The sequence below is a fragment of the Pseudomonas sp. S2_E02 genome (assembly GCF_054668355.1).
In genome coordinates, this window is sequence record NZ_CP162761.1 from 3,617,557 (window position 1) to 3,643,406 (window position 25,850).

24 protein-coding genes are annotated in these 25,850 nt (G+C 60.8%); 12 read left to right on the plus strand and 12 right to left on the minus strand.

Going from position 1 to position 25,850, the window contains the following annotated elements:
* Window positions 1–206: 206 nt before the first annotated feature.
* Both AB4O01_RS16230 and yedA read right to left on the minus strand, forming a co-directional pair.
* Window positions 207–1,544 (minus strand): DEAD/DEAH box helicase, encoded by a 1,338-nt coding sequence (locus tag AB4O01_RS16230; RefSeq protein WP_093434676.1) that lies wholly within the window; start codon window positions 1,542–1,544, stop codon window positions 207–209.
* A gap of 52 nt (window positions 1,545–1,596) precedes the next feature.
* Window positions 1,597–2,532 carry a drug/metabolite exporter YedA gene (yedA, locus tag AB4O01_RS16235; protein WP_460089035.1) on the minus strand — a complete coding sequence of 312 codons (936 nt, stop codon included), beginning with the start codon at window positions 2,530–2,532 and terminating at the stop codon, window positions 1,597–1,599.
* 163 nt (window positions 2,533–2,695) lie between these two features.
* Between yedA and AB4O01_RS16240 the strand changes: the two genes are divergently transcribed.
* Window positions 2,696–3,151, plus strand: a complete 456-nt coding sequence (locus AB4O01_RS16240; protein ID WP_460089036.1) for an Lrp/AsnC family transcriptional regulator — start codon at window positions 2,696–2,698, stop codon at window positions 3,149–3,151.
* A gap of 128 nt (window positions 3,152–3,279) precedes the next feature.
* Here AB4O01_RS16240 and AB4O01_RS16245 read toward each other — a convergent pair whose 3' ends face one another.
* From AB4O01_RS16245 to AB4O01_RS16255, 3 genes are all read right to left on the minus strand, one after another.
* Entirely contained in the window at window positions 3,280–3,885 is a 606-nt protein-coding gene (locus tag AB4O01_RS16245) for a 3'-5' exonuclease (protein WP_460089037.1), read from the minus strand.
* A gap of 41 nt (window positions 3,886–3,926) precedes the next feature.
* Window positions 3,927–4,406: a LabA-like NYN domain-containing protein gene (locus tag AB4O01_RS16250; RefSeq protein WP_007949802.1), complete on the minus strand. Its 480-nt coding sequence runs from the start codon at window positions 4,404–4,406 to the stop codon at window positions 3,927–3,929.
* Between the two features lie 138 nt (window positions 4,407–4,544).
* The gene (locus AB4O01_RS16255; protein WP_460092277.1) at window positions 4,545–5,300 is read right to left on the minus strand and encodes a DUF2076 domain-containing protein; all 756 of its coding nucleotides are present in this window, start codon (window positions 5,298–5,300) and stop codon (window positions 4,545–4,547) included.
* Window positions 5,301–5,478: 178 nt separating this feature from the next.
* On the opposite strand from AB4O01_RS16255, the gene AB4O01_RS16260 reads away from it, so the two are divergent.
* The 3 genes from AB4O01_RS16260 (at window position 5,479) to AB4O01_RS16270 (ending at window position 8,280) form a co-directional block, all read left to right on the plus strand.
* Complete coding sequence (locus AB4O01_RS16260) at window positions 5,479–6,153, plus strand: YciC family protein (protein WP_093434664.1); 675 nt, start codon at window positions 5,479–5,481, stop codon at window positions 6,151–6,153.
* A gap of 75 nt (window positions 6,154–6,228) precedes the next feature.
* Window positions 6,229–7,308, plus strand: coding sequence for an endonuclease/exonuclease/phosphatase family protein (locus AB4O01_RS16265; RefSeq protein ID WP_320336286.1), 1,080 nt, complete (start codon window positions 6,229–6,231; stop codon window positions 7,306–7,308).
* A gap of 51 nt (window positions 7,309–7,359) precedes the next feature.
* Window positions 7,360–8,280, plus strand: a complete 921-nt coding sequence (locus AB4O01_RS16270) for a hypothetical protein (protein ID WP_116255893.1) — start codon at window positions 7,360–7,362, stop codon at window positions 8,278–8,280.
* 67 nt (window positions 8,281–8,347) lie between these two features.
* Here the strand turns inward: AB4O01_RS16270 and hrpB are convergent, their stop codons facing one another.
* Window positions 8,348–10,867, minus strand: a complete 2,520-nt coding sequence (gene hrpB / locus AB4O01_RS16275; RefSeq protein WP_460089038.1) for an ATP-dependent helicase HrpB — start codon at window positions 10,865–10,867, stop codon at window positions 8,348–8,350.
* A gap of 364 nt (window positions 10,868–11,231) precedes the next feature.
* On the opposite strand from hrpB, the gene AB4O01_RS16280 reads away from it, so the two are divergent.
* Window positions 11,232–11,651: a hypothetical protein gene (locus tag AB4O01_RS16280; protein WP_016986146.1), complete on the plus strand. Its 420-nt coding sequence runs from the start codon at window positions 11,232–11,234 to the stop codon at window positions 11,649–11,651.
* Window positions 11,652–11,663: 12 nt separating this feature from the next.
* Entirely contained in the window at window positions 11,664–12,572 is a 909-nt protein-coding gene (locus tag AB4O01_RS16285) for a cation diffusion facilitator family transporter (RefSeq protein ID WP_093434645.1), read from the plus strand.
* On the opposite strand, the gene AB4O01_RS16290 is transcribed toward AB4O01_RS16285, so the two are convergent.
* Window positions 12,566–13,627, minus strand: coding sequence for a DUF6515 family protein (locus AB4O01_RS16290; RefSeq protein WP_460089039.1), 1,062 nt, complete (start codon window positions 13,625–13,627; stop codon window positions 12,566–12,568). The two genes, AB4O01_RS16285 and AB4O01_RS16290, sit on opposite strands and share 7 nt — an antisense overlap.
* A gap of 451 nt (window positions 13,628–14,078) precedes the next feature.
* Between AB4O01_RS16290 and AB4O01_RS16295 the strand changes: the two genes are divergently transcribed.
* Together AB4O01_RS16295 and AB4O01_RS16300 are read left to right on the plus strand one after the other, a co-directional pair.
* On the plus strand, window positions 14,079–14,558 hold the full coding sequence (locus AB4O01_RS16295; protein WP_007909658.1) for an Lrp/AsnC family transcriptional regulator: 480 nt from the start codon (window positions 14,079–14,081) through the stop codon (window positions 14,556–14,558).
* 293 nt (window positions 14,559–14,851) lie between these two features.
* Complete coding sequence (locus tag AB4O01_RS16300) at window positions 14,852–15,061, plus strand: DUF2788 domain-containing protein (RefSeq protein ID WP_003228500.1); 210 nt, start codon at window positions 14,852–14,854, stop codon at window positions 15,059–15,061.
* On the opposite strand, the gene AB4O01_RS16305 is transcribed toward AB4O01_RS16300, so the two are convergent.
* The 4 genes from AB4O01_RS16305 to AB4O01_RS16320 all read right to left on the minus strand — a co-directional run bounded on the left by AB4O01_RS16305 (window position 15,056) and on the right by AB4O01_RS16320 (window position 21,556).
* Window positions 15,056–15,691, minus strand: a complete 636-nt coding sequence (locus tag AB4O01_RS16305; RefSeq protein WP_460089040.1) for a pseudouridine synthase — start codon at window positions 15,689–15,691, stop codon at window positions 15,056–15,058. The two genes, AB4O01_RS16300 and AB4O01_RS16305, sit on opposite strands and share 6 nt — an antisense overlap.
* Window positions 15,692–15,764: 73 nt before the next feature.
* Entirely contained in the window at window positions 15,765–17,264 is a 1,500-nt protein-coding gene (gene amn / locus AB4O01_RS16310) for an AMP nucleosidase (RefSeq protein ID WP_016986142.1), read from the minus strand.
* Between the two features lie 191 nt (window positions 17,265–17,455).
* On the minus strand, window positions 17,456–19,105 hold the full coding sequence (locus tag AB4O01_RS16315) for an acyl-CoA dehydrogenase family protein (protein WP_460089041.1): 1,650 nt from the start codon (window positions 19,103–19,105) through the stop codon (window positions 17,456–17,458).
* 96 nt (window positions 19,106–19,201) lie between these two features.
* Complete coding sequence (locus tag AB4O01_RS16320) at window positions 19,202–21,556, minus strand: 7TM diverse intracellular signaling domain-containing protein (RefSeq protein ID WP_460089042.1); 2,355 nt, start codon at window positions 21,554–21,556, stop codon at window positions 19,202–19,204.
* Window positions 21,557–21,859: 303 nt separating this feature from the next.
* On the opposite strand from AB4O01_RS16320, the gene AB4O01_RS16325 reads away from it, so the two are divergent.
* The 4 genes from AB4O01_RS16325 to AB4O01_RS16340 all read left to right on the plus strand — a co-directional run bounded on the left by AB4O01_RS16325 (window position 21,860) and on the right by AB4O01_RS16340 (window position 25,378).
* Window positions 21,860–22,657 carry a hydroxymethylpyrimidine/phosphomethylpyrimidine kinase gene (locus tag AB4O01_RS16325; RefSeq protein ID WP_099759363.1) on the plus strand — a complete coding sequence of 266 codons (798 nt, stop codon included), beginning with the start codon at window positions 21,860–21,862 and terminating at the stop codon, window positions 22,655–22,657.
* 18 nt (window positions 22,658–22,675) lie between these two features.
* The gene (gene thiE / locus AB4O01_RS16330; RefSeq protein WP_093434631.1) at window positions 22,676–23,299 is read left to right on the plus strand and encodes a thiamine phosphate synthase; all 624 of its coding nucleotides are present in this window, start codon (window positions 22,676–22,678) and stop codon (window positions 23,297–23,299) included.
* A gap of 15 nt (window positions 23,300–23,314) precedes the next feature.
* Window positions 23,315–24,598: a glutamate-1-semialdehyde 2,1-aminomutase gene (gene hemL, locus AB4O01_RS16335; RefSeq protein ID WP_460089043.1), complete on the plus strand. Its 1,284-nt coding sequence runs from the start codon at window positions 23,315–23,317 to the stop codon at window positions 24,596–24,598.
* Between the two features lie 225 nt (window positions 24,599–24,823).
* Window positions 24,824–25,378, plus strand: coding sequence for a tetratricopeptide repeat protein (locus AB4O01_RS16340; protein WP_003228518.1), 555 nt, complete (start codon window positions 24,824–24,826; stop codon window positions 25,376–25,378).
* A 139-nt stretch (window positions 25,379–25,517) separates the two neighbouring features.
* On the opposite strand, the gene AB4O01_RS16345 is transcribed toward AB4O01_RS16340, so the two are convergent.
* Window positions 25,518–25,847, minus strand: coding sequence for a DUF1820 family protein (locus AB4O01_RS16345; protein ID WP_003185742.1), 330 nt, complete (start codon window positions 25,845–25,847; stop codon window positions 25,518–25,520).
* Window positions 25,848–25,850: the final 3 nt, after the last annotated feature.

Here is a 25,850-nt window from a genome sequence, read left to right on the forward strand (position 1 = left end):
ACGACAGAAGAATCAGGTCGGCGTACTTCGGGAGCATCCCCCAATCAGTCCCCTCTCTCTCGGGAAAGGGGGCCGACCTAGGTGTCTGGCGAAGCTCTGTCGATTATGGATTCACAACAGAAGAATCAGGTCGGCGTACTTCGGGAGCATCCCCCAATCAGTCCCCTCTCCCCCTGGGAGAGGGTTAGGGTGAGGGGCTTTTGACTTTAAGGCTTACGCTTACGCGGCCCGGTATTAAACACCGGCACTTTACGCACAGGCTTGACCGAAGGCTCCGGCGCCTGCGTCTCGCCGCTGTCGACCCACTTGCCCAGATTGCGCTTGCCGCCACCACCGGAAGCCTTCGGCTTCTTCGGTTTTTTCGGCTTCTTGATCACCTGACCGCTGGCATCGGTGTCCGGCACGCGGTGCTCCGGTTCGAAATCTGGCTCGTTCTGACGTTTCAAGGTCTGGCGCGTCAGCATTTCAATCGCCGACAACATGTTCACTTCATCCGCGCACACCAGCGAGATCGCTTCGCCCGTCGCGCCAGCACGACCCGTGCGGCCGATACGGTGAATGTAGTCTTCAGCCACGATCGGCAGATCGAAGTTGATCACCAGCGGCAGATCTTCGATATCCAGACCACGGGCAGCCACGTCAGTTGCCACCAGAATCTGCACTTCACTGAGCTTGAAACGATCCAGCGCACGCTGACGGGTTGCTTGCGGTTTATCACCATGGATACCGTCGGCATTCACGCCCAGGCCCTGGAGTTTTTCCACCAGCGCATCCACACCGTTACGGGTCTTGGCGAACACCAGCACCTGCTTCCACTTGTTCTTGCGCATCAGGTGCACGAACAGTTCGGCCTTGCGCTTCTTGTCCACCGTGACGATCCACTGCTTGACCGTATTGGCGGCGACGTTGCGCGGGCTGACTTCGACGGTCAGCGGATCGTTGAGCATCTGCCCGGCGAGCAGGCGAATGTCATCGGAGAAGGTTGCGGAAAACAGCAGGGTCTGGCGCTTTTTCGGCAGCATGCGGTAAATGTTCGCCAGTTCTTCGGAGAAGCCCAGGTCGAGCATACGATCGGCCTCATCCAGCACCAGAGTCTGCAACTGATCGAGTTTCAGCGCGTTCTGGCGGAACAGGTCGATCAGGCGACCGGGCGTGGCGACCAGCACATCGACGCCGCCGCGCAGCTTCATCATTTGTGGGTTGATGCTGACGCCGCCGTAAACCGCATAAGTACGCAGTGGCAGGTTTTCGGCGTACTGACGCACAGACTCATGAACCTGCTCGGCCAGCTCACGGGTCGGCACCAGAATCAGTGCACGCGCCGAGTTGGCAGCGACTTTCGGCCCTTCCATGGCCAGCAACTGCAGCAGTGGCAAGGCGAAACCGGCGGTTTTGCCAGTGCCGGTCTGAGCGGCTGCCATCAAGTCACGACCGGCCAGCACGGCCGGAATGGCTTGCGCCTGAACCGGCGTCGGGGTCTGGTAGCCGAGCGTCTCGAGGGAGCGCAGCAAGGGTTCGATCAGGCCAAGGGTGGCGAAAGTCATGGGAGTACCGTAGGAAAAAATAACGCAGGCATGCAATGCCGCGCAGTTTACCCTAATTCGTACGCGTTTCTGTGGGAACGGCTGTCGGCGCCACGACTGGCGGCTGTGCCGGACGGCGCCACTGTGGCAGTCCGATCAACACCACCGCGCTGATGATCACCAGCATCGCCAGCGCTTCTTCGGTGCCGATGGTCTCGCCGACAAACACAATCCCCAGCAATACCGCGACCGCCGGGTTGACGTAGGCATAACTGGTCGCCGCCGCTGGACGCACGTGCTTGAGCAAATACATATAAGAGTTGAAGGCGATGATCGATCCAAAGAAGATCAGGTACGCCAGCGCCAGCCAGCCTTCAACTGGCGGCATTGCTTGCAGACGCTCGCCACTGACGGCGCTGCCGATCAGCAGCACCACACCGCCGACCAGCATTTCCACCGCGCTGGCCATCGCGCCCTGTGGCAACGGCAAATGTCTGCTCCACACCGAACCGAACGCCCAGGTTGCCGCCGCGAAAATCAGCAATGCTGCGCCCAGCGGACTCGATTGCAGGTTCGAGCCCATGTTGAGCATGGCAATACCAACAATCCCCAACGTCACCCCGGCCCACTCGAGCCGGGTATTGCGCGCTCCCCAGAAATAGCCACAGAGCAACGTGAACAACGGCACCGTCGCCACCGCCAATGCTGCAACACCGGAAGCCACGCCCGTGTGCTCGGCCACGCTCACCGCGCCATTACCGAAACTGAGCAGCAAAATCCCGATGATCCCCGCCGCCTTCCACTGCGCCCAGGTCGGCGCCGGCGCCCCGCGCCAGCGCAGGAAGGCGTACATCAGGCTGCCGGCGATCACGAAGCGCACCCCGCCGAGCATCAGCGGCGGCCAGTATTCGACGCCAATTCGGATCACCAGATAGGTCGATCCCCAAATCACATACAACGCGAAAAACGCGGCGATCAGCGGCAAGGAAAAACGGCGCAAGGCAGGCATGGGCAGCTCGAAAGTCTGAGTCCGGGGATGGATTATTCTAGAAAGGCTGACGAGCAAAAATAAGTTACAAAACCTGTTTATAGCGCCGGTACACTTTTGAAAGAACGGAGATCATCGGAATAAACCGGGATTTCGAAAGTCTGGCATTTTCAGGAGTCCGGCCTTGGACAAATACGACCGCATGCTGCTCAGCGCCCTGCTGGAAAACGGCCGTGCGTCCTACGCCGATCTGGCGCGCAAGGTGAACCTCTCCGCCCCCGCCGTCGCCGAGCGCGTGGCCAAGCTTGAAGCGTCCGGGGTAATTACGGGATATGAGGCGAAAATCGATCTGTCGAAAATCGGTCTGCCAATCCAGTGCATGATCGAATTGCGCCTGCACCAGAACGGCAGCCAGAAGGTCTACGACGAACTGGTGAAAATCCCACAGTTGACCGAGTGCTTCCGAGTGACGGGCGATCCGTGCGTGATGATGAAGGCTGCGGTGGGGTCGATGACGGAGCTGGAGGCGTTGATCAATCGGGTGGCGAAGTTTGGCTTCAGCAAGACCTCGATTGTGTTGTCGAGCGCGATCGAAAAGCGCGTGCCGTTAGGCCAGATCGAAGGCAACGGCAAATCCTGAGGACGATGATGCCCCCTGTGGTAGCGAGCTTGCTCGCGAAAGCGGTAGATCAGTCACATTGAAGTTGAATGACACACCGCATTCGCGAGCAAGCTCGCTCCCACAGGGGTTTTGTGCTGGATTGGGGATCAGCGGTAGCGCTGCAGGTGTTCGCTGACTTTCGCGGCCGGGACTTTTTGCAGTTTGCACAGCAGGTCGTGCGATAGCTCGCTGACGCCGTGCTTGTGCCGCAACTCATCCGCCAAATGCGCCATCAGATTGGCCGCCATCTCGGCATCGGCCATGGCCCGGTGAGCCTGCCCCGTGTGCGGCAGGCGCGCAAACGTGGTCAGCGTACCCAACTTATGATTAGGCGCGGCCGGCATCAGCCGCCGTGCCAGCAGCAGCGAGCAGGCAAAGTTCTGCAACCGCGTGCGCTTGATCCGCCCCAGTTCAAAGTCCCAGAACTTCTGGTCGAACGAGGCGTTGTGCGCGACCAGCGGCGTGCAACCGACAAACTCATTGACCGCGTTCATCACCTGCTCGGCCGAGGGCGCGGTGCGCAACATGGCGTTGCTGATGCCGGTCAGTTGTTCGATGAACGCGGGGACTCGCACGCCGGAGTTCATCAGGCTCTGGTAACGCTCGACGATGCGGCCGTTTTCCAGCATGACCACAGCGATTTCCGTGGCGCGGCAGTTGCTGTTCGGCGACAGGCCAGTGGTTTCAAAGTCGATGACTGCAATGCGTTCCAAACCGGGTTCAACTCCGTACAAATCAATTCTTCAGTAACAGCTCAATTCTTCAACAACAGTGCGCCTTCGATCGGCACATAACGGCTGGCGGCGCGGATCAGCGAGTTGGCGGTCAGGCCGGGCACGCCATAGGCGACCGCTTGCACGCCGTGTTTGCTGATGATGCGTTCGAGCAGCATGTCGAAATCGCCGTCACCGGAAGCCAGGACGATTTCGTCGACGTGGTCGGCGGCGTCCATGATGTCGAGGGTGATGCCCACGTCCCAGTCGCCCTTGGCCGAGCCGTCGCTGCGCTGGATGTAGGGCTTGAGTTTCACCGTGAAACCGAGGTTGCGCAGGATCTGCTGGAACTGTTGCTGTTTGCTGTCGCCACGGTCGATCGCGTAGGCGTAGGCCTCGACGATCTGCCCGTCCTTGCTGATGTCGGCCCACAATGCGGCGTAGTTGAAGTGACAACCATAGGCCTGACGCACGGTGTAGTAGAGGTTCTGCACGTCGGCGAACACTGCGATTTTTTTCACCGGAGTTCCTGTGGGCGCGCAAGCGCACGAAGCGGGATCAGGCGCCAGGCCCGAAAAAGGCGCTCAGTATGCCAGCCATCAGGAGGGTTCCGCGAATAATCGGCCCGGAGCCCTCAGGGGCTCCGGACGAATGGTGAGTCAGACGAAGGAATCGTCGTCATCGAAGAACGATGAGTTGTCGTTGCCGTAGTCGGTGTCGGTGAAGCCGCTCTGGTCATTGCCAGAGAAGCCGTTATCGGCCACACGCGGGTCATCGCCCCAACCGTTGTTGCTCTGGTCGGCGACCTGCGCCGGCTCTTCCTTGATCACTTCAACGATTTCTTCCGGCTGCTGGTTGTGATGGAACAGGCTGCTGATGCCCTGCGCCAGCATCACGCCACCGGCCACACCGGCGGCGGTTTTCAAGGCGCCGCCGAGGAAGCTGCCGCCGGCTGCCGGAGCGGCTTGTTGCGCATAGTTAGGCGGTGGCGCGCCGAAGTTCTGTTGTGGCGCGGGGGCCGCGTAATTCTGTTGCGCTGCCGGTTCGCGCCAGCCGCCAGTCGAGGCTGGGGCGCTCTGGGTCGGCGCCGGACGCGGGCTGCCACCAAAAATGCTCGACAGGAAACCACCGCCGCCGCTCGGCGCCGGTGCGGCACTCTGCGCCTTGGCCGCTTGCAACTCGGCCTGCAACTGCTGGACTTGCTGAGTCAGTTGCTTGTTCTGCTCGTCGAGGCTCTTGAGCGCTGCCTCTTGCACCAGAATCGCCTGGGTCATGAAATAACCTGCCGCCGGCTGGCGGGTCAGGTGTTCCTTGATCCGCGCCTCGGCCTGGGCGTCGCGCGGGGCTGCCTCCGTTTCGGCCTGTTGCAGCCGGGAAAACAGTCCATCGATCAGGGTTTGCTCTTCGCTGTTCATGGCGACCTCGTAGATTGCCGGGGATAACATTGCCCTCGTCCACGTTGGCCGAGGTGCTCTCCTGTAATGGAGACGGTGACAAAACGTTTCAATGACCTTTACCGAATGTTTACGTTTGTGTCGCGCCAGCCATCATCGGTTAAAGTGAGCCACTGTTTTCGACCTGCGATACCGACTGATGAATGCCCTCGAAGTGCTGCGCGACTCTCTGTATTTTTTCAAACGCCATTTGGGCAGCATCGTGCGGTTGTGCCTGCCGCTGGTGATTTTCGAAGCATTCCTGCAACAAGTGGTCGATCACGCCAGCGGGCCGGATAACATCTCGGCGATCAGCATCGTCGTTGGTCTGTTGGTGTATCCGCTGTACACCGCCGCACTGATCCTCTTTCTCGATGCGCGCAGCCGTGGCGAGGCGCCGCGCAACCGCGATCTGCTGGCGATGGCCGCCACCCTTTGGCCGCGCTTCGCGTTGCTCACGGCGCTCAATACCTTGCTGATTCTGCTGGGCCTGTCGCTGTATTTCCTGCCGGGCCTGATGCTGATGGTGATGCTCGCGTTCGGCGAATACCTGCTGGTACTGCGTGGTATGGGGCCTTTGCAGGCGATGAAGGAAAGCCTGCGCCTGACCCGTGGGCATTTCTGGCGGATCCTGCTGTGCATTCTCTGCGTGATGACGCCGCTGTGGTTGCTCAAAGGCGCGACACTGGCGGTGTACCCCGAGCCGCAGAATCCTGTGATCGCCATTCTGATCGACAGCGCTCACAGCTTCCTGCAACTGTTCACCAGCGTGGTGCTGTTTCGCCTGTTCATGCTGATCAGCGAATTGCCTGACAAACGCGACAGAGCCATCTGAGCGCACTGCGCTTGGGCTTCGAGACGACCGTCAGGTATGCTCGGGGCCACTTTCTGTAACGCTATAAGCCGAGCCATGACCCGTCTACTGCGCTACACCCTGTTGCTTGTCGTGCTCGCCATCATCCTGATCGGCGGGCTGCTGTTCAGCCTGACCTGGCGCCCCGACGCCCGCGAAACCTTGCCGGTCAGTTGCACCGCCACAACGCCGACGCTGGTGCCCGGGCAGGCGCTGAAAGTCATGACCTGGAACGTGCAATACCTGGCCGGCAAACGCTACGTGTTCTGGAATGATCTGGCTCAGGGCGATGATGAAGCGCCGACGCTGGAAGACATGGCCTTCAGCCTCGACGAAGTGGCGCGAGTGATCCGCGACGAGCAGCCCGATCTGGTGCTGTTGCAGGAGCTCGATGACGGCGCCAAGGCCAGTGATTATCAGGATCAGCTCAAACTGTTGCAGGAACGGGTCGCCGATCTGTATCCGTGCAGCGCCAGTGCGTTCGACTGGAAGGCCGAATTCGTCCCCGACCCGCACATTTACGGCAGCGTCGGCCGGCAACTGGCGACCCTGAGTCGCTACCGCATCGAACACGCAGAACGCCTGCAATTGCCGGTCGCTGCCGCCAACTTCATCAACCGCCAGTTCCAGCCGAAAGACGCCCTGCTCGCGACCAAACTGCCCCTGAGTGACGGCGGGCAACTGACCGTATTCAACACCCACCTTGAACGCTCCAGCCAACCGGGTGACACCGCGCTGGCACAATTGACCGCCGTAGCCAAAGTGCTCGACAAGTATGAGAGCCAAGGCCTGCCGTGGCTGATCGGCGGCGATTTCAATCTGTTGCCGCTCGGCCAGTACCGCCGCCTGCCTGCCGAACAGCGCACGCCCTACTCCGCCGACAGCGAACTGCATCTGCTGTGGGACAAGTACCCGATGATCCCGACCAACAACGAAGCCAGCGGCATCGACCGTGCGCACTGGCTGACCCACTACCCCAACGACCCCGGCCTGAATGGCCCGGATCGCACGGTCGACTACCTGTTTTACAGCCCGAAGATCAAGCGGGTCGAAGCAAGGGTGCGCCAGGACGACACGTTGCGCATCTCCGATCACCTGCCGGTGATTGCGCGCTTCCTGCTGCCGGCGGCGCCATAGGCTGGGCCGAGGATCATCGCCCCGTCGCCCGAATTGACGATATGGAATCCCATGAAAATCTTATTGGTGTGCAAGGACATTGGTGGTTACGCGCGCAAACTGGCGGACTATCTGATGATCGACAACGACGTGTGTTTCATCGATACGTCATCGATGCAGAACAGCTTTGATCAAGCGCCGAAAATCCTGCGCCGCCCACTGAGACGCTGGGCGCAGATACGCCTGTTCAACAAAGCCATCGCTGCGCATGGACGTTTCGATGTGGCACTCATCATCAACCCGGCCCAGATCGATGCAAACCAGTTGGCCGCCGGACTCAAGGTCTCCGACCACAAGATCGCCTACCTCTACGACAGCTTCAGTCGTTGGCCGATGACTCGCGAAGCCCTTACCGGTTATGACGAGGTGTTTTCCTTCGACCCGGAAAATGCCGAAAGCTACGGGCTGAAAAAACTCTACAACTTCATTTACGACGACTACATCGCGGACGGTGAGCCCGGTGAGTACTCGGCGTTTGTGGTGATGGCGGGCAAGGATCGGGTGCCGGCACTTGCCGGTCTGGCCGAGGAATTCGATCGCCTCGGGCTGACCGATTACAAGTTTCTGGTTCAGTCCAAACCGGTTCAGGGCGCGCATCCGGGCATCACCTTTTTCGAGCAAAGAATGTCGCTGGAGTCGGTAGGGGAGCTGGTCAAGCGCTCACGGATCATTCTCGACATTGCCAAGCCCGGTCAGGCGGGATTGAGTTTCCGGTTCTTCGAAGCCATGGCCTCACGGAAAAAAGTCATCACCACCAACAAGAGCGTGGTCGACTATGACTTTTACAACCCAGCGAACATTCTGGTGATCGATGAGGCCAACCCGGTGATTCCGGAACGGTTCATTACTGATCCGTATGTCGATGTGCCTGAGCACATCTACCAGAAGTACACCTTGCAGGGGTGGGTCAAAACGGTCTTTTCGCGTTCATGAAATGACATCGCAGGCAGCCCCACCACGAAACCCTGTGGGAGCTGCGCAGGCTGCGATTTTTTACTCTTCAGGTGCCGCGCGGTTTGGCCCGTGCAGTCGCCTCGGCCACCAGCGGATCATCCGGCCAATAATGCTTCGGGTAGCGCCCCTTCAAATCCTTTTTCACCTCGGCATAGGTGCTGCGCCAGAAGTTGGCCAGATCCTGCGTCACCTGCACCGGTCGCCTTGCTGGCGACAACAGATGCAACTTGACCACCTGCCGCCCGCCGGCAATGCGCGGGGTATCGGCGAGCCCGAACAACTCTTGCAAACGCACCGCGAGAATCGGCGGAAACTCGCTGTAGTCCAGACGAATCGACGACCCCGACGGCACACTCAGATGATGTGGCGCCAGCTCATCGAGCTTCTGCGGCAGCGGCCATGGCAGCAGATTGCGCACAATGCTCGACAGGTCGAGGTTGGCAAAATGACTGAGCCGCGAGACCTTGCCCAGATACGGCATCAGCCAGTCTTCGAGGGTGTTCAGTAATGTCGCATCGCTGACATCCGGCCACTGACTGTCGTCCTGATGGTTCAATTCCAACTGGCGCAACAACGCCACCCGCGCCTGCCACTGACGCAATTCCGGCGTCCACGGCAACAGCTCCAGCCCCTTGCGCCGCACCAGATTGACCAGCGCCTGACTGCGCGCATTTTCATCAAGGCCGGTCAACGGTTCACGGCTGAGAATCAACTCGCCGACCTTGCGCTGGCGCTCGGCGCGCAGCACGCCTTCGCGCTCGTCCCAGTCGAGTTGATCAACGTTGCGCACCTGTTCGGCGAGCACCGAATCGAACAGCGCCGGATCGAAATCCGCCGCCAGATAAATGCGTTCTTCGCGCTGGCCCTGACGGCTGCCGAGATCGGCGATGACGATCCACGGCTCTTTCATCAGGCTGTCGGCTTCGGCGAACAGCGCCGCGCGACCGTTGGCCAGACGATATTCGGCGCCACCGGCACGCCGCTGTTGCGCGACGCGGTCCGGGTAGGCCAGCGCCAGCAAGGCGCCGAGCCAGCGCGGATGATCGGGATCGCTGACCGGCTCGCTCGCCTTGCCGCGCAGATAACCGCGATATTGCCGCGCCAGTTGCCGGGCGCGCTGCACACCACCCTGCGCACCGCGAGCAGCGCGTTCTTCGCCGGATAGCAGGACCAATCGACTGTGCAAATCCGCCCCGGCACCGCGCAAGATATCGCGCTCGCCCAGCAGCGCGGCGACATCGCAGGCCATGTTCGCCAGCCCCAGCGCCTGACCGCGCAGGAGCAAATGCCCGATGCGCGGATGCGCCGGCAACTCAGCCATGGCCCGACCGTGAGTGGTCAGCGTTTCCCCTTCCAGCGCACCGAGCCGTTGCAGCAAATCCTGCGCCTGTGCATAAGCCGCCGCTGGCGGAACATCCAGCCAGACCAGTTCACCCGGCGTGACACCCCAGCGCCCCAATTGCAGCGCCAGGCTGGCGAGATCCGCCGAAAGAATTTCCGCACTGCCATACGCGGCCAGTTGTTCGTGCTGATCCTGAGACCACAAGCGATAGCAAACGCCCGGCTCCAATCGCCCCGCCCGGCCGGCGCGCTGCGTAGCACTGGCCTTGGAAATCCGCTGAGTATCCAGGCGCGTCATACCGCTGCCGGGATCGAAACGCGGCACCCGCGCCAGCCCGGCATCAATGACTACGCGCACGCCGTTGATGGTCAAACTGGTCTCGGCAATATTGGTCGCCAGCACCACTTTGCGCTGGCCGGTCGGCGCCGGGTCGATGGCGGCACGCTGGGCGTTGAGGTCCAGTTCGCCGTGCAATGGGCACAGCAAAACATCGCTGCGCTCACCGATGGCGTCGGCCAGTTGTTGATGGACGCGACGGATTTCCGCCTGCCCCGGCAGGAACACCAACAGGCTGCCGGTTTCGTCGTGCAGCGCTTCGAGCACGGTTTGCGTAACGCGCTGATCGATGTACTCGCCGGGCTGATACGGCCGGCCCCAGCGCATCGTCACCGGGTACATGCGGCCTTCGCTGCGCAGGATCGGCGCGTCATCCAGCAACCCGGCCAGACGCTCGCCTTCCAGCGTGGCCGACATCAGCAAAATCTTCAGCGGCTGTTCAGCCCGGAATAGCTCGCGACCGTTCAGACTTAAGGCCAGCGCCAGATCGGCGTCGAGGCTGCGTTCGTGAAATTCGTCAAAGATCAGCAGGCCCACGCCTTCCAGCGCCGGATCATCCTGTAAACGGCGGGTGAGAATGCCTTCGGTGACCACTTCGATTCGCGTATTGGGGCCGACTTTGCTGTCGAGACGAATGCGATAACCGACGGTTTCACCGACCTTCTCACCCAGTTCACTGGCCAATCTTTCTGCAGCTGCACGCGCGGCGAGACGGCGCGGTTCAAGCATCAGAATGGTCTGCCCGGCCAGCCACGCTTCATTGAGCAAAGCCAAAGGCACGCGGGTGGTTTTACCGGCGCCCGGCGGTGCTTCGAGCACGGCTTCGTGGCGTGTCGCAAGGGCTTCACGCAGGGCGGGTAAAACATCATCGATTGGCAAAGAAATCATGCTGGCTCCCCAGGGCGTGCCCACAGTAAATTGCGAGTCGCGTTAAAGTTGTGAGCGTGCCAGGCAAGGCGCGGGACGCAGGTAAGGGTCGTTTCCTTGCCAAGTCCCGCAACGCAGCACGGCGCGCTCACAGCTTTAGCCCGTAGGGCCGAACCCCGATAGGATTCATTAGCCTTCACGCGGTGTCGATCTGGAGAAAACAACTTCAATCCTCAACGTATTTCGGTAGGGGTGAGACGAGGCCGCAATTTACTGTGGGCATGCCCTGCCAGGCCCGAGTATAACGGCGAACTGCTAGGCGTTCGTCAGGGTCTTAACTTCACACGACTACGCTTCGTTCTTAGATGAATCAGGAGATTTCCCCATGCGCTTACCTTTTCGCCTGATCGGCGGTGTACTGGTCGCCACCCTGCTCACGCAAATCACCGCGTGCGGTTCGATTTTCTACCCGGACCGGCGCGGGCAGATCGACGGCAAGATCGACCCGGCGATTGCCGTGCTCGACGCCGTGGGCCTGCTGTTCTACATCATCCCCGGCCTGATCGCGTTTGCCGTCGACTTCGCCACCGGTGCGATCTATTTCGAACCGGGCCACACTGCACAGATCGACCCGGCCAAACTCAAGCAAGCCATCGGCCCGGACGGTCAGGTCGATAATCACAAGTTGCAGGCTATTCTCGAAAGCGAGTTGGGCCGAGATTTCCCACTGGATGATCCGCGCCTGATTCAACACAAGGGCAGCACTCAACAACTGGCGATGTTCGGCCTGCAACCCGCCGCTTAAAAAGGACGTTCAATGACATCCAGCCCCGAACACGCCCGCCTGCTCAGGCTGGCGACCCGCGCCTCGGTAGCGGTGGCGTGCACGCTGATCATCGCCAAAGCCATCGCCTGGTGGCTCAGCGGCTCGGTGAGCATGCTCGCCGGCCTTACCGACTCGGCGCTGGATGGCATCGCTTCGCTGCTCAATCTGCTGGCCGTGCATTACGCGCTGCGCCCGGCCGATGACGATCATCGTTATGGTCACGGCAAGGCGGAGTCGCTGGCGGGGATGGCGCAGGCGCTGTTCATTGGCGGCAGCGCGGTATTGATCGCGTTTCAAGCCTATGAACGCATCCAGCATCCGGAACCGCTTGGCGCACCGTGGATCAGCATTGGCGTGATCATATTCTCATTGCTACTGACGGTGGCCTTGCTGGTGCTGCAGCATCGAGTGATCAAGCAGACCGGTTCCAACGCCGTGCGTGCCGACTCACTGCATTACCGATCCGACCTGTTACTCAACGGCAGTATTCTGGTGGCGCTGGTGTTGGCCGGCTTCGGCTGGCATCAACTGGATGCCTGGTTCGGACTCGGCATTGCCGCCTATATCCTGTGGAGTGCGATCCAGATCGCCCGGGAAAGTTTTTCGGTGCTAATGGATGAAGAACTGCCAACCGACGTCAGTCAGCACATGCTCGAACTGGCCTGCAGCGTGCCGGGGGTGTTGGGCGCGCATGACTTGCGCACGCGGATCTCCGGCAACCACTGGTTCGTGCAGTTGCACCTGGAATTGCCGGGGGAATTGACCCTGTCAGTGGCCCACGGCATCAGCGATCAAGCCGCCGATGCGATTCACAAGGCCTACCCGCGAGCCGAAGTGCTGGTGCACGCCGACCCGCAGGAAGTGGTCAAGTCAGAACGGGCGCAAACCCGGCTTCAGTAACTGACCTGATAACCGCGATTGCTCAGGCAATTACCCTGCGCCTGACGGTAGGCCTGCACCACTTCGGGTGCCGGTTGATACGTCGCGGTGCGCGGGTCGAAACCGCTTTGCTGCACGGCGTACTGATAGCACTGGTATCCATCCTGCTGCACCTGCTCCGGCGACTGGCCGTTGGCCGGATAGGCTTCGACGTCATAGCCTTGGGATTGCGGCTGCGGTTGCGGCTGAACCGGCGGCTCGACGACTACATAATCCTGGGTCGCCTCCTGATACGCGTAGTAGGCACCGGCGGCGAGGAACAATAGCGAACCGCCGATCCACACTTCACGGGCGTAATCGGGCAAATACTGAATGCGAATCCCGCGTGGCGGCTGCACGACGATGTAGCGCGGGCCTTGCGGGCGATACCAGTAGCCTGCGGAGTAGAAGTAATCCTGACCGCGATACGGCACGCGGTAGTCACGATCCGGGAAACGGTCGATCACATGCCCCGGTCGATATTGCGGACCAGCCCCCCAGCCATTGCCATGACCATCCGGACGGCCCGGCCAGCGATTGTCATTGGGCCGGTTACCGGTCTGCCATTGCTGATTGTGATAACCGTTTTGCGGGCGCTCGTCGCGGTAGTAACCCTGACGCGGTTCCTGGCTCTGGCGCACGGTGTCGGGCCGTGGCTGGATCGGCAGGCTATTGGCCGGCAGTTGTGGCGGTGGTGGCGGCTGGCGCACCGGGTTGGGGTTATACGCCGGACGGTTCTGGTCGTGGTTTTGCCACTGGCCATTGTTGTTGTGCTGCTGGCCGTTGTGCTCGAACTGGCGACTGTTGTCGCCACGAATGATCTCGTTGTTCTGCGGGCGTGGCTGATTCTGCTGTGGCTGATTATTCTGCGGACGCGGCTGATTGTTGCCGCCATGGCCCTGATTATTGCCCTGATGGTCCTGGCCATGGCCACCGCCCTCCGGCCCGCGATTCTGCGGTTCATCGGCAAGCGCTTGCGCACTGACACTCACACACAGCAAACCAACACCGGCCAGACGCCAGATGCGCGAATTCATGCTTTTTCTCACTGCGGGGCCTGTAAATGTAGGAGGGCTTGTCACTAAGACCGGGAATACACACACCGGGTTCTGCAACAGGTTATCAGTCACGCAACTTATTTACTGAGCGTCCGGCATGAAATCGCAGGCAAGAAAAAAGGGAGACCCGTCGGCCTCCCTTTAGAGAACTTCGTCCTGGCTCGACGCTTTTGACGTCGGCTCACCTCACGCCGTCTTCTGGACAGTGTGCAGCTCGGGGGCCGGCACAACCCCGGTGGGGGTGGCGGCCGCGGCGGGCCTGATAGGGCGGGCCGCTGTGGACTGTGTTACCGAGCAGTGATTCTGGTGATAAGAATAGGCCTGAGACGGCGACAGAGGATTGCGAAGATTGCTGAAATAAACACCACTTGCGCAATTTTTAACCCTGGATAGATAATCTGCCGCAATAGTTACAACCAAGGACAGATTGATGAGCAAACTCGACCGTTACGACCTGAGTATTTTGGCGGAATTGCAGCGCGACGCCCGCATCTCCAACCAGGAGCTGGCCGAGCGCATCGGTCTGTCGCCCTCCCCTTGCTCGCGCCGGGTCAAGCAACTGGAAGACGACGGCTACATCTCACGCCAGGTCGCATTGCTCGATCGCAAGATGCTCGGGCTGAGCCTGACCGCGTATGTGCTGATCGGCATGGACCGGCATACGCCGGAGCGTTTCGAGAATTTCGAAGCGGCGATTCGCACGTTGCCGCAGGTGCTGGAGTGCAGCCTGGTGACGGGGGTGGATGCTGACTATCAGTTGAAAGTGGTAGTGCCGGATATGGATCACTATCAGAAGCTATTGCTGGGACACCTGACCCGGATTGAAGGCGTGACCAGTGTGCGCTCGAGTTTTGTGCTGAATCAGGTTTTGAACAGCACGGAACTGCCGCTGACTCATTTGCGTAGCTGATCAAAGGCCCCCTCATCGGAACGCCGCCCGCCCAGCCCTCTCCCCCAGGAGAGGGAGCCGACCGAGGTGTCTGCTGTAATAAATCGACCTGAAAAATTGAGTCGATTATGGATTCACAACAGAACCTTCAGGTCGGCGTATTTTGCGAGCATCCCCGGTCAGTCCCCTCTCCCTCTGGGAGAGGGTTAGGGTGAGGGCAAAGGTTTCGGATCAGACCCAGATCAATGCCACCCCGCACACCTTGGCGTATACTCGCCGCGCCCTTTTAGCCGCGCCCATGCCGGAGAACCCCAATGGATCCAGCAGTATTCGAAGAGTGGATGATGACCGGTCTGGTCAGCATCCTGATCATTTTCATGGGTTTCATCGTCTGGGATCTGGCGAAGAAGTCCAAAGCCGGGCGCTTTGGCTCGTTCATTCTGTTCTTCGTACTGGGCCTGGGCGTGGCCGCGTTCATCATCAAGAGTGTGGTGATCGGCCTGATCGAGTCCGGCGCTTTATAAGCGCGCCGGCACTTCCTTCCACTGGCCCTGATCGAGTCCGTCGATCGTCCAGTCACCAATCTTCACCCGCACCAACCGCAATGTCGGCAGGCCTACCGCCGCCGTCATGCGCCGTACCTGACGGTTGCGCCCTTCGCGAATCACCAGTTCCAGCCATGACGTCGGTATGGTGGCGCGAAAACGCACCGGCGGATTGCGCGGCCACAATTCAGGCTCATCCAGTTGCCGCGCTTCGGCGGGCAAGGTCATGCCGTCATTCAGTTCAACGCCATCGCGCAAGCGCTGCAATTGCTCAGCCGTCGGCACACCTTCGACCTGCACCCAATAGGTCTTCGCCAGTTTGTGTTTCGGATCGGCGATACGCGCCTGCAACTGCCCGTCGTTGGTCAGCAGCAACAATCCTTCGCTGTCGCGATCCAGGCGTCCGGCCGGATAAATGCCGGGCACATCGATGAAATCCTTGAGCGTCGCCCGCCCTTCACCGTCGCTGAATTGCGTCAGCACATCGAACGGTTTGTTGAACAGGATCAGTTTCGGCTCGGCCGGAGGTGCCTTGGCAACACGGCGCGGCGAAGACGACTGAGGCTTCACGCCGGGGCGGCGGGAAGGTGGACGCGGGGGACGAGACATAGGGAGAGCAAACATTTAGCGATCAGGGCTGACAATGCTAGTGCCCCGACCGCCAAATGACCACGACTAACCGTTAACGGAACGGCGGCTCGTCGAAGCTGCGCAATTTGCGCGAGTGCAGCGAGTTGAGTTCAGTGCGCAGCAAGTCCACCGCTTCAATGCCGATCTTCAAGTGCTGGCTGACCGCGCGTTCATAGAAGGCGTTGGCCGAACCCGGCAGTTTGATTTCACTGTGCAGCGGTTTATCTGAAACGCAGAGCAACGTGCCGTACGGCACCCGCAGGCGATAACCCTGCGCTGCAATCGTGCCGCTTTCCATGTCCACGGCCACGGCGCGGGACAGGTTGATCAACGGTCGTTCCTGCGCCCAGCGCAATTCCCAGTTACGGTCGTCGTAGGTCAGCACGGTGCCGGTGCGCAGGCGTTTCTTCAGGTCATCGCCCTTCTCGCCGGTGACGTTGGCCGCTGCTTGCTGCAGGGCCATTTGCACTTCCGCCAGGGCCGGGATCGGGATGTTCGGCGGCACCACACGGTCGAGAATGCCGTCGCGGCGCATGTAAGCGTGGGCCAGCACGTAGTCGCCGATGGTCTGCGACTGACGCAGACCGCCGCAGTGGCCGATCATCAGCCAGCAATGCGGACGCAGCACCGCCAAGTGGTCGGTGATGTTCTTGGCGTTGGACGGGCCGACGCCGATGTTGACCAGGGTTACACCGTGGCCATCACTGGCGATCAGGTGATAGGCCGGCATCTGGTATCGGTGCCAGACCACACCGGCCGCAATCGCCGATGCTTCGCCGTGATCCATGCCCTTCTCGATGATCACGTTGCCCGGCAAAACCATGCGCACGAAACGCGGGTCGCGGCGCAACTGTTCCAGACCATGGACGATGAACTGGTCGACATAGCGGTGATAGTTGGTCAGCAGAATCCACGGCTGCACATGCCGCCAGTCGCTGCCGGTGTAGTGCACCAGACGGCGCAGGGAGAAATCCACGCGCGCGGCGTCGAACAAGGCCAGCGGCAGCGGATCGGTGTTTTCCCAGTCGTAGAGACCGTCGGCGATGCCATCGGTGGCGGCGGACAGGTCGGTACTCGGGAACACCCGCGCCAGCACGGCAGCAGTGACGCCGGAACCGGCGAGTTCATCGCCCTGCTCGACCACATACGGATACGGAATGTTTTGCTGGCTGACGCCGACTTCCACGGTCACGGTGAAGTCGTGCATCAACGGCACCAACTGTTCGAGCAGGTATTTGCGGAACGCCGCCGGGTGGGTGACGGTGACGCTGTAGGTGCCCGGCAGTTGCACCTTGGCATAAGCGCGGGTGGTCTGCGGCACTTCGCCCTGGCAGTGATAGGTCAGACGCAGTTCGGGATAACGAAACAGAGCACGCTGCGCAGCGTCGGGTTCGACGCGATCCTTGAGGTAACGCTTGAGCGCCGAGTTCAGCGCAGTGGTGGCCCGCTCATGCAGCTCGGCCAGACGGTCCACGGCTTGTTCGGCGGTTTGAACGACAATAAACGCTTCGGTCACGATCAGCTTCCTGTGTTCTGACTTGCAGAGCTTCATCTTGCCTGCATCGTGGCGTCACGGGAACAGTGGCGTTGTGGGTGTACCCAAATCTTCCCATCTAGGGAGATCCCGTGGGAGCGAGCTTGCTCGCGAATACGGATTGTCATTCAACATAGCTGTCGACTGATGTACCGCTTTCGCGAGCAAGCTCGCTCCCACAGGGTTTTGTGCCGCTTGGGAAATTGAGCTCAGAAACCTTGTGGAGTTGAGCGGGCGACGATGGCTTCGACGTCCAGTCCGCGAGGTAATGCACCGTAAACCCGGCCGCCACCGCTCAGGCGGCTGGCGATGAAGGCATCGCTGACCGTTGAATTTCCGGCCTCCAACAGAAGCTTGGCCTGTAAACCGAGCGCGATGTCTTCGGTCAGTTGCCGCGCGCGATACTGAATATCACTGGTGTCTTTGAACTGCGCCTGCAACTGCTGAATATGCGCCGCCAGACGCTTCTCGCCATGCCCGTCACCGAGTTCGCTGAACAACACATCCAGCACCCCCGGCTCTTTCGACAACGCGCGCAGCACGTCGAGGCATTGCACATTCCCCGAGCCTTCCCACGTCGAGTTCACCGGTGCCTCACGGTACAGACGCGGCAGGATACTGTCCTCGACATACCCGGCGCCGCCCATGCACTCGGCCGCTTCGTTGATCATCCCCGGTGCACGCTTGCAGATCCAATACTTGCCCACCGCCGTCACCAGCCGCGCGAATTGCGCTTCGTGGCGATCATCCAGATGATCCAGCGCCTTGCCCATGCGCAAACTCAGGGCCAGCGCGGCTTCGCTTTCCAGGGCCAGATCAGCCAGGACGTTTTGCATCAACGGCTGTTCGCTGAGCAGCTTGCCGCCGACCTTGCGGTGTGCGCAGTGGTGGCTGGCCTGGGTCAGCGCCTGGCGCATCAAAGCGCTGGAACCGACCATGCAATCGAACCGAGTCATGGCGACCATCTCGATAATAGTCGGCACGCCGCGCCCTTCCTCACCGACCATCCACGCCAGCGCGCCACGGAACTCCACTTCGCTGGAGGCGTTGGACTGGTTGCCGAGTTTGTGTTTCAGGCGCTGGATGTAGAACTGATTACGCGTGTCGTCCGGGCGATGCCGTGGCAGCAGGAAACAACTCAAACCCTTGTCGGTCTGCGCCAGCGTGAGGAAGGCATCGCACATCGGCGCCGAGCAGAACCACTTGTGCCCGACCAGTTCATAGGCCTGACCCGGGCCACTGGCGCCGACCGGGTAAGCCTTGGTGGTATTGGCGCGCACGTCGGTGCCGCCCTGTTTCTCGGTCATGGCCATGCCGATGGTCACGCCGGCCTTGTGCGCCATGCCGACGTTGCGCAGGTCGTATTCGGTGGCGAGGACTTTCGGTAGCCATTGCTCGGCCAGATTCGGCTGCAAACGCAGGGCCGGCACGCTGGCGAAAGTCATGGTCAACGGGCAACCGCTGCCGGCTTCTGCCTGGCTGTGCAGATAGGTCATCGAGGCGCGCGCGACATGCGCGCCGTCCTGTGGATGGGTCCATGGCAGCGACGTCAGGCCATGCTCGATCGCCGTGCGCATCAGTTCGTGATAGGCCGGATGAAATTCCACCAGATCGATGCGATGACCGTAGCGGTCATGGCTGGCGAACGTTGGTTTATTCTGGTTGGCGAGGAACCCGGCTTCCATCAACGGCCCACCAGCGAGTGCACCGTAGGCATCGATCCGCGACTCCGCCCACCCGGCACCAAAGCGCCGCGACCACTCCTGCAACGGCAGGTCGATGCGGTACAGGTTAGTGCCGTCCAGCGACGGTGGCTGGTTGGTGACTTCGTGGGTTTCGGCGAACTGATGCAGGTTCATGACGGGCTCCTTCGGGCAACCAAGGAACCCAGTTAAGCACCGCTCGGCAACCGGTCAAAGTGTCATATCCGCCGAATTCACGGCGCTTTTACCCTACTAGCAGCACAGCACCCGCCGCTCCAGTGCAGATTGCAGATCTTCGAATTTTACGGGTTTGTTCAAGTAATCGACCGGCGCCCCCGTTGCGCAAAGCTCTCGGTCGGCAGTTAGCGCCAGCATGAATACCGGCAAGTTCGCGCAGCCCGGCAACGCATGAATCTGGCAGCACAATGACGCGCCGTCGTAAGCCGGCAACTGGCAATCGATCAGCACTGCGTCGAAAGTCTCTCGTTGCAAGCAATCCAATGCCGCCGCGCCGTTGTCAGCGGTACGCACGCGAAAGCCGAGCTTGAGCAACATGCCACGCATCACCAGTTGGTTGACACTGTTGTCATCCACCAGCAGCACCGTGCAGTCCTGCGGCGCACGCACACAATCGTGCGAAGGCGCAACGATCGGCGCAGCTTCAACCGCCGGCAGTTCAAACTCAACGTCCAGTTGAAAACGGCTGCCACGTCCGGGTTCGGAGCGATGAGTAAGCTTGCCGCCGAGCAGCTCGATCAACTGTCGGCAGATCGCCAGCCCCACGCCCAGTCCGCCGTATTCGCGGGTCATCGAACCGTCGAGCTGGAAGAAGCGCTGGTACATCGTCGCCTCGCCCAGATCGGTAAAACCGATGCCGGTGTCGATCACCGCAAACGACAACGCCAGGCGATTGTCCGTCGACGGTTTGCCGGTCACCCGCAGCGCCAGCCCGCCGACGCGGGTGAACTTGATCGCGTTGTCCAGCAGGCATTCCAGGCATTGCGCGAGTTTGGCGCTGTCGCCGTGCAGGCGATCCGGCAGGGTCGGCAGCACCTCGACCTTGAAGTCCAGCGACTTGCTCGCCGCGTTGCTGTCGAACTGCACGCGCAGCGCTTCGACCACCGCGCGCAGGCTGAAACTGCCCGGCACAGCCTTGAGCTTGCCGGCCTGCAATTCCGTGAGGGTGAGGATGCCGTTGACCATGCGCATCATGTCTCGCGCGGAACCGGCGGCGGTCTGCTGGTATTGCTCAAGCTCCGGATCCAGCTCGACGGTCTGCATCAGCTCCAGCGAACCGATCACGCCGTTCATCGGTGTGCGCAATTCGTGGGTCAGGGTCGCGAGGAATTCGTCCTTGAGTTTGTTGCCGTGGGCCAGTTGCTGGTTGAGCACTTCGAGTTTCTGCCCGGCGTCATACAAGGTCTGCGCCTGTTGCTCGCGCATCGCGTTGATGCGGTCGGCCAGTGCCAGCGACAGCAGCGCCACTTCGATAGCTGAGCCGATCTGGCTGGCATACATGGTCAGGAATACGTTCGGCAGCAAGCCGAGCACCATCAGCGTATTGACGATGCCGCCGAGCAGAAACGCCGACCAGGCGATGATGAAATAGCGCGCCACCCGCAAGCCGCGCCACCAGGCCAGAATCCCGGCGGCGAAAATCACCACAGTGAAGGTCAGCGCCAGTATCGTCGCCAGGCGCAGCGACAACGCGTAACTGGTCATCAGCGACAAACCGACCACCAGCGCGCCGAACGCGATCAGTGCAATCAGCAGGCGATCAAGCCAGCGACTATGGTTTTTGGTCTGCAGGAAACTGCGGGCGAACTGACTGCCGAACAGCCCCGCACAGCCGATGAAAAATGGCGTGGCCGCGTTGGCCCACCACGGATTGTCCGGCCAGAAATACTCCACCGCCGCGCCGTTCACCGACAACTGATAAAGGCCGAACGAGGCGATATAGAAGATGTAATAGAGGTAACTGGTGTCGCGCACACTCAGATAGATGAACAGGTTGTAGACCAGCATCCCCAGCAGCACGCCATAAATGATCCCCAGCACATACAGGCGCACCGGCTGATCTTCGAGGTACGCGGTGCTCGACCACAACGTCACCGGTGCCTGAATCGAGCCTTCACTGGCCAGTCGCAGGTACACGGTTTGTTGTTGACCCGGTGCGAAAGCGAGGTCGAACAAATAGTTGTTCTGGCGGATCTCGCGGCTGGCGAACGGCCAGGCGTCGCCGGTTTGCCGGACGAGGCGGTAGTCGCCATTGGCGTCGGCCGTATAGAGGTCGAGATGGTCAAGCGGTGGATAAGCCAGTTCCAGCAGCCAGGTGCGCTGGGCGGCGGGATTGCTCGGACGGTACTGCAGGTCAATTTTCAGCCAGAACGCCGAGCGCGAGTAACCGGCATTAAGCGTGGCCTTATCGTGAACTTTGAAATTGCCGGCGGCAGCTTGCGCACGAACATCGGCAATGCTCGCCTGACCGCTCGGGTCTTCGAACACTTGCAGCGACCGGCCCAGAGGGAGGCTCTGGGTAAATTCGTCGAATTCGACGGCGCTCGCCATGAGGGGCAAGCAGAACAACAACATCAGCAAATAGCGCATTGAAGCCCCAGCGTGGCTCGTCCGGTTGTGTCAGGAAGCCCCCCATTCCCTTTGAGTAGACGTAAAACCGGTATTACCTGTTATTGGTTTGGATCCAGACTAGCATAGCCGTTGATGGCCATTGAGCACCATTGAAATTTTTCCTACAAAGGCTCTAGAACGGGCGTTCCAGAGCAAAGCAGCGAGCTAGAGCTGTTGAGATGGTCAGCTTGTGACAGAGCGGTCGGATTCTCCTGCCAGGTTAGTGGCCCGGGACAACGGCACTGAACCCGAAAATCAGCTTTGGTGGTAAGCTCGCGCACCATGAATATCTACAGCTCCCGCCCCGTTGTCCTCTGTCTCTCCGGCCACGACCCAAGTGGTGGCGCCGGCTTGCAGGCAGATATCGAAGCCCTGCTCGCGCAGGGTTGCCATGCGGCTCCGGCCGTCACCGCCCTGACCGTGCAAGACACCGTCAACGTCACTGACTTCCGCGTCCTCGACCGTGAGTGGGTGTTGGCTCAAGCCAATGCCGTACTCAACGACTCCGAAGTCGCGGCAGTCAAACTGGGCATGCTCGGTTCGCTGGAAATGGTCGACACCGTTGTCGAACTGCTTTCCGCGCACCCGCACTTGCCGGTGGTCTGCGACCCGGTGCTGCGCGCCGGCGGCGGCGGACGTCTGGGCAAGGACGAGGTGGGTTACGCGATGCGTGAGCGTCTGCTGCCGCTGTCGATCATTGCCACCCCTAATCTTCCCGAAGCGCGCATCCTCGCCGAACTGCCCGAAGGCACCGCCGACCAGTGCGCTGAAAAACTCCTGCCGTTCGTCAAAAACCTGCTGATCACCGGCGGCCATGGCGACGAAACTGAAATCCACAACCGCGTGTATAGCCGCGACGGTCTGCGTGAAACCTTTATCTGTCAGCGTCTGCCCGGCAGCTATCACGGCTCCGGCTGCACCTTGGCCAGCGCCCTCGCCGGCCGACTGGCCCAAGGCGAACACCTGGCCAGCGCCGTACGCAGTGCACTGGATTACACCTGGCGCACCCTGCGCGATGCCGAACAACTGGGCAAAGGCCAGTTCGTCCCGCGTCGCCTGCCGCTGGATTTCTGCTCGTAACGTCGTGAGGTCTGCCTGATGAAACTACGTGGCCTGTATGCCATTACCGACAGCCAGTTGCTGGCCGGCAAGTTTCTGTCTTACGTGGAGGCGGCGCTGGAAGGCGGCGTCACCCTGCTGCAATACCGCGACAAGAGCAACGATGAGGCCCGCCGTCTGCGCGAGGCCGAAGCGCTGCGCGATCTGTGCGAGCGCTACAAGACGCAGCTGATCATCAACGATGACGCTGAGCTGGCGGCGCGCCTCAACGTTGGCGTGCACCTCGGCCAGACCGACGGCCCGCTGTCGCCGACCCGCGCCCTGCTCGGCTCGAAAGCGATCATCGGCTCGACCTGCCACGCGCAAATCGCGCTGGCCGAACAAGCGGCCAAAGAAGGTGCGAGTTATGTCGCCTTCGGTCGCTTCTTCAACTCCAACACCAAGCCCGGCGCGCCGACCTGCAGCCTCGATCTGCTCGACGAAGCCAAGTGCACACTGCACCTGCCAATCTGCGCGATTGGCGGCATCACCCTCGACAACGCCGCGCCGCTGGTGGCCCATGGGGTCGACCTGCTCGCCGTGGTCCACGGTCTGTTTGGTGCCGAGAGCACCGCCGAAGTGACCCGCCGCGCCCGCGCGTTCAATGAATTACTGAAAGTCTGATTTGAGAGCCCGATCATGTCTCGTTCCGAAACCCTGTTTGCCAATGCCCAGAAACACATTCCCGGAGGCGTGAATTCGCCGGTTCGCGCGTTCAAAAGCGTGGGCGGCACACCGCTGTTCTTCAAGCACGCTGAAGGTGCTTACGTTACCGACGAAGACGACAAGCGTTATGTCGATTACGTTGGTTCGTGGGGTCCGATGATCCTCGGCCACAGCCACCCGGATGTTCTGGACGCGGTGCGCAATCAACTGCAACACGGCTTGTCCTACGGCGCGCCGACCGCGATGGAAACCGAGATGGCCGATCTGGTCTGCTCGCTGGTGCCATCGATGGACATGGTGCGCATGGTCAGCTCCGGCACCGAAGCGACCATGAGCGCGATCCGTCTGGCCCGTGGTTACACCGGCCGTGACAGCATCATCAAGTTCGAGGGCTGCTATCACGGCCACTCCGACAGCCTGCTGGTCAAGGCCGGTTCCGGCGCACTGACCCAGGGCGTACCGAGCTCGGCCGGTGTGCCGGCGGCGTTCGCCAAACACACCCTGACCCTGCCGTTCAACGACATCGACGCGGTTGAGAAGATGCTCACTGAAGTTGGCGAGGACGTGGCGTGCATCATCGTTGAGCCAGTGGCCGGCAACATGAACTGCGTACCACCAGCGCCGGGCTTCCTCGAAGGCCTGCGCACGCTGTGCGACAAGCATGGCGTGGTGCTGATTTTCGACGAAGTGATGACCGGTTTCCGCGTTGCCCTCGGCGGTGCTCAGGCGTATTACGGGGTCAATCCAGACCTGACCACCTTCGGCAAGATCATCGGTGGCGGCATGCCGGTCGGCTGCTTCGGCGGCAAGCGTGAAATCATGCAGCGTATTGCGCCGCTGGGCCCGGTGTATCAGGCCGGCACGCTGTCGGGTAATCCGTTGGCCATGGCCGCCGGTTTGACCACGCTACGTTTGATCAGCCGTCCGGGTTTCCACGCCGAGCTGACCGACTACACCACGCGCCTGCTCGATGGCCTGCAACAACGCGCCGATGCTGCTGGCATTCCGTTCGTGACCACGCAGGCTGGCGGCATGTTCGGTCTGTACTTCAGCGGCGCCGACGACATCGTCACCTTTGAAGATGTGATGGCCAGCGACGCTGCCCTGTTCGGTCGCTTCTTCCACCTGATGCTGGAAGGTGGCGTGTACCTGGCGCCGAGCGCCTTCGAAGCCGGGTTTACCTCGATCGCCCACGGCGAAGCCGAGTTGAAACTGACACTGGACGCTGCCGAGCGCGCCTTCGCCGCACTGAAATAACTGCCGTACCGCTGACGTTGGCTATCGCCAGCGTCAGCATTCACCTACATCGACGCTGTTTTTCCGATGCTCCTGCTAAAAATCTCCCCTAAAGTGGGCGATATATTCCCCGCGCAGCAGAAAAACGAGTAAAGACTTTGTAAGGTTGGCCCTGCTTATTTCATAATGCGCGCTTATTGGATCCCTCGATGGGTCCGCGTGCCCTTCAGAGGTAAGTCGATTCCCATGAACCGCACCGGCCGCACCCTTGCCTTGGGCTGCCTGTTGCTCCTTCAGCCCCTGCTCGCGCATGCACAAGCAGGCGGCAACTCGTTGTTGATCCCGGCGATGGGTCGTTGCACCCTCAATACTCAGCCGCAAGACGTCACGCAGGCACTGGCCGCCTGCCAGAAAGCGGCGGACGAAGGGGATGCGCAAGCGCAATACGAGTTGGGTGAGTTCTACTACGACGGCAAGAATGCGCCGCGCGACCTCAATCAAGCCTTGAGCTATTTCGAAAAAGCCTCGCTGCAAGGCCACGCTCAGGCTCAGTTCAAGCTCGGCACCATGTTCTTCCACGGTGAAGGCGTGCAGGCCAACAATATTCAGGCGTACATCGTGCTGAAGATGGCCGCGGTCAACGGCGCTGAAGACGCGCTGGACACGGCCGACGAAGTCTCCGAAAAAATGTCTCGCGAAGACCTCGAAACCGCGACCCAGGTGCTCGGGCAAATTTTCCGTAAATACCTGATGGAACTGCAGAGCGCCGATGGGCGTACGCCGTTCTCGCCTCTTCCCTGATTTTTGCGCCGACCTTTCCGGCCCCTTCGCGAGCAAGCTCGCTCCCACAGTAGATCTCCAGTGTTCAGAAGATCCCCTGTGGGAGCGACGGTGCGACGATTCGACTTGCTCGCGAATGAGGGCGACGCGGTCTTGTGTTTTACTTCTCAGGCATCGGCATCGGAAACGGCATCACATTGCCGACCGCGCCGCGGGCTTCGCTGATTTTCGGGGTGCCCAGACGTTCCACTTCATCGATGCGCACAATCGAATGCATCGGCACAAAGCTGCGCACCACGCCTTCGAACTGCGCCTTGAGCTTTTCTTCGCTCGGATCGACGACCACTTGCGTGCGCTCGCCAAAGACGAACTCTTCCACTTCCAGAAAGCCCCACAGATCACTTTGATAGATCTGCTTGGCGTACATTTCGAACACCTGGCCCTGGTTGAGGAAAATCACCTTATAGATTGGAGCTTCGCGTTTGGTCATGGC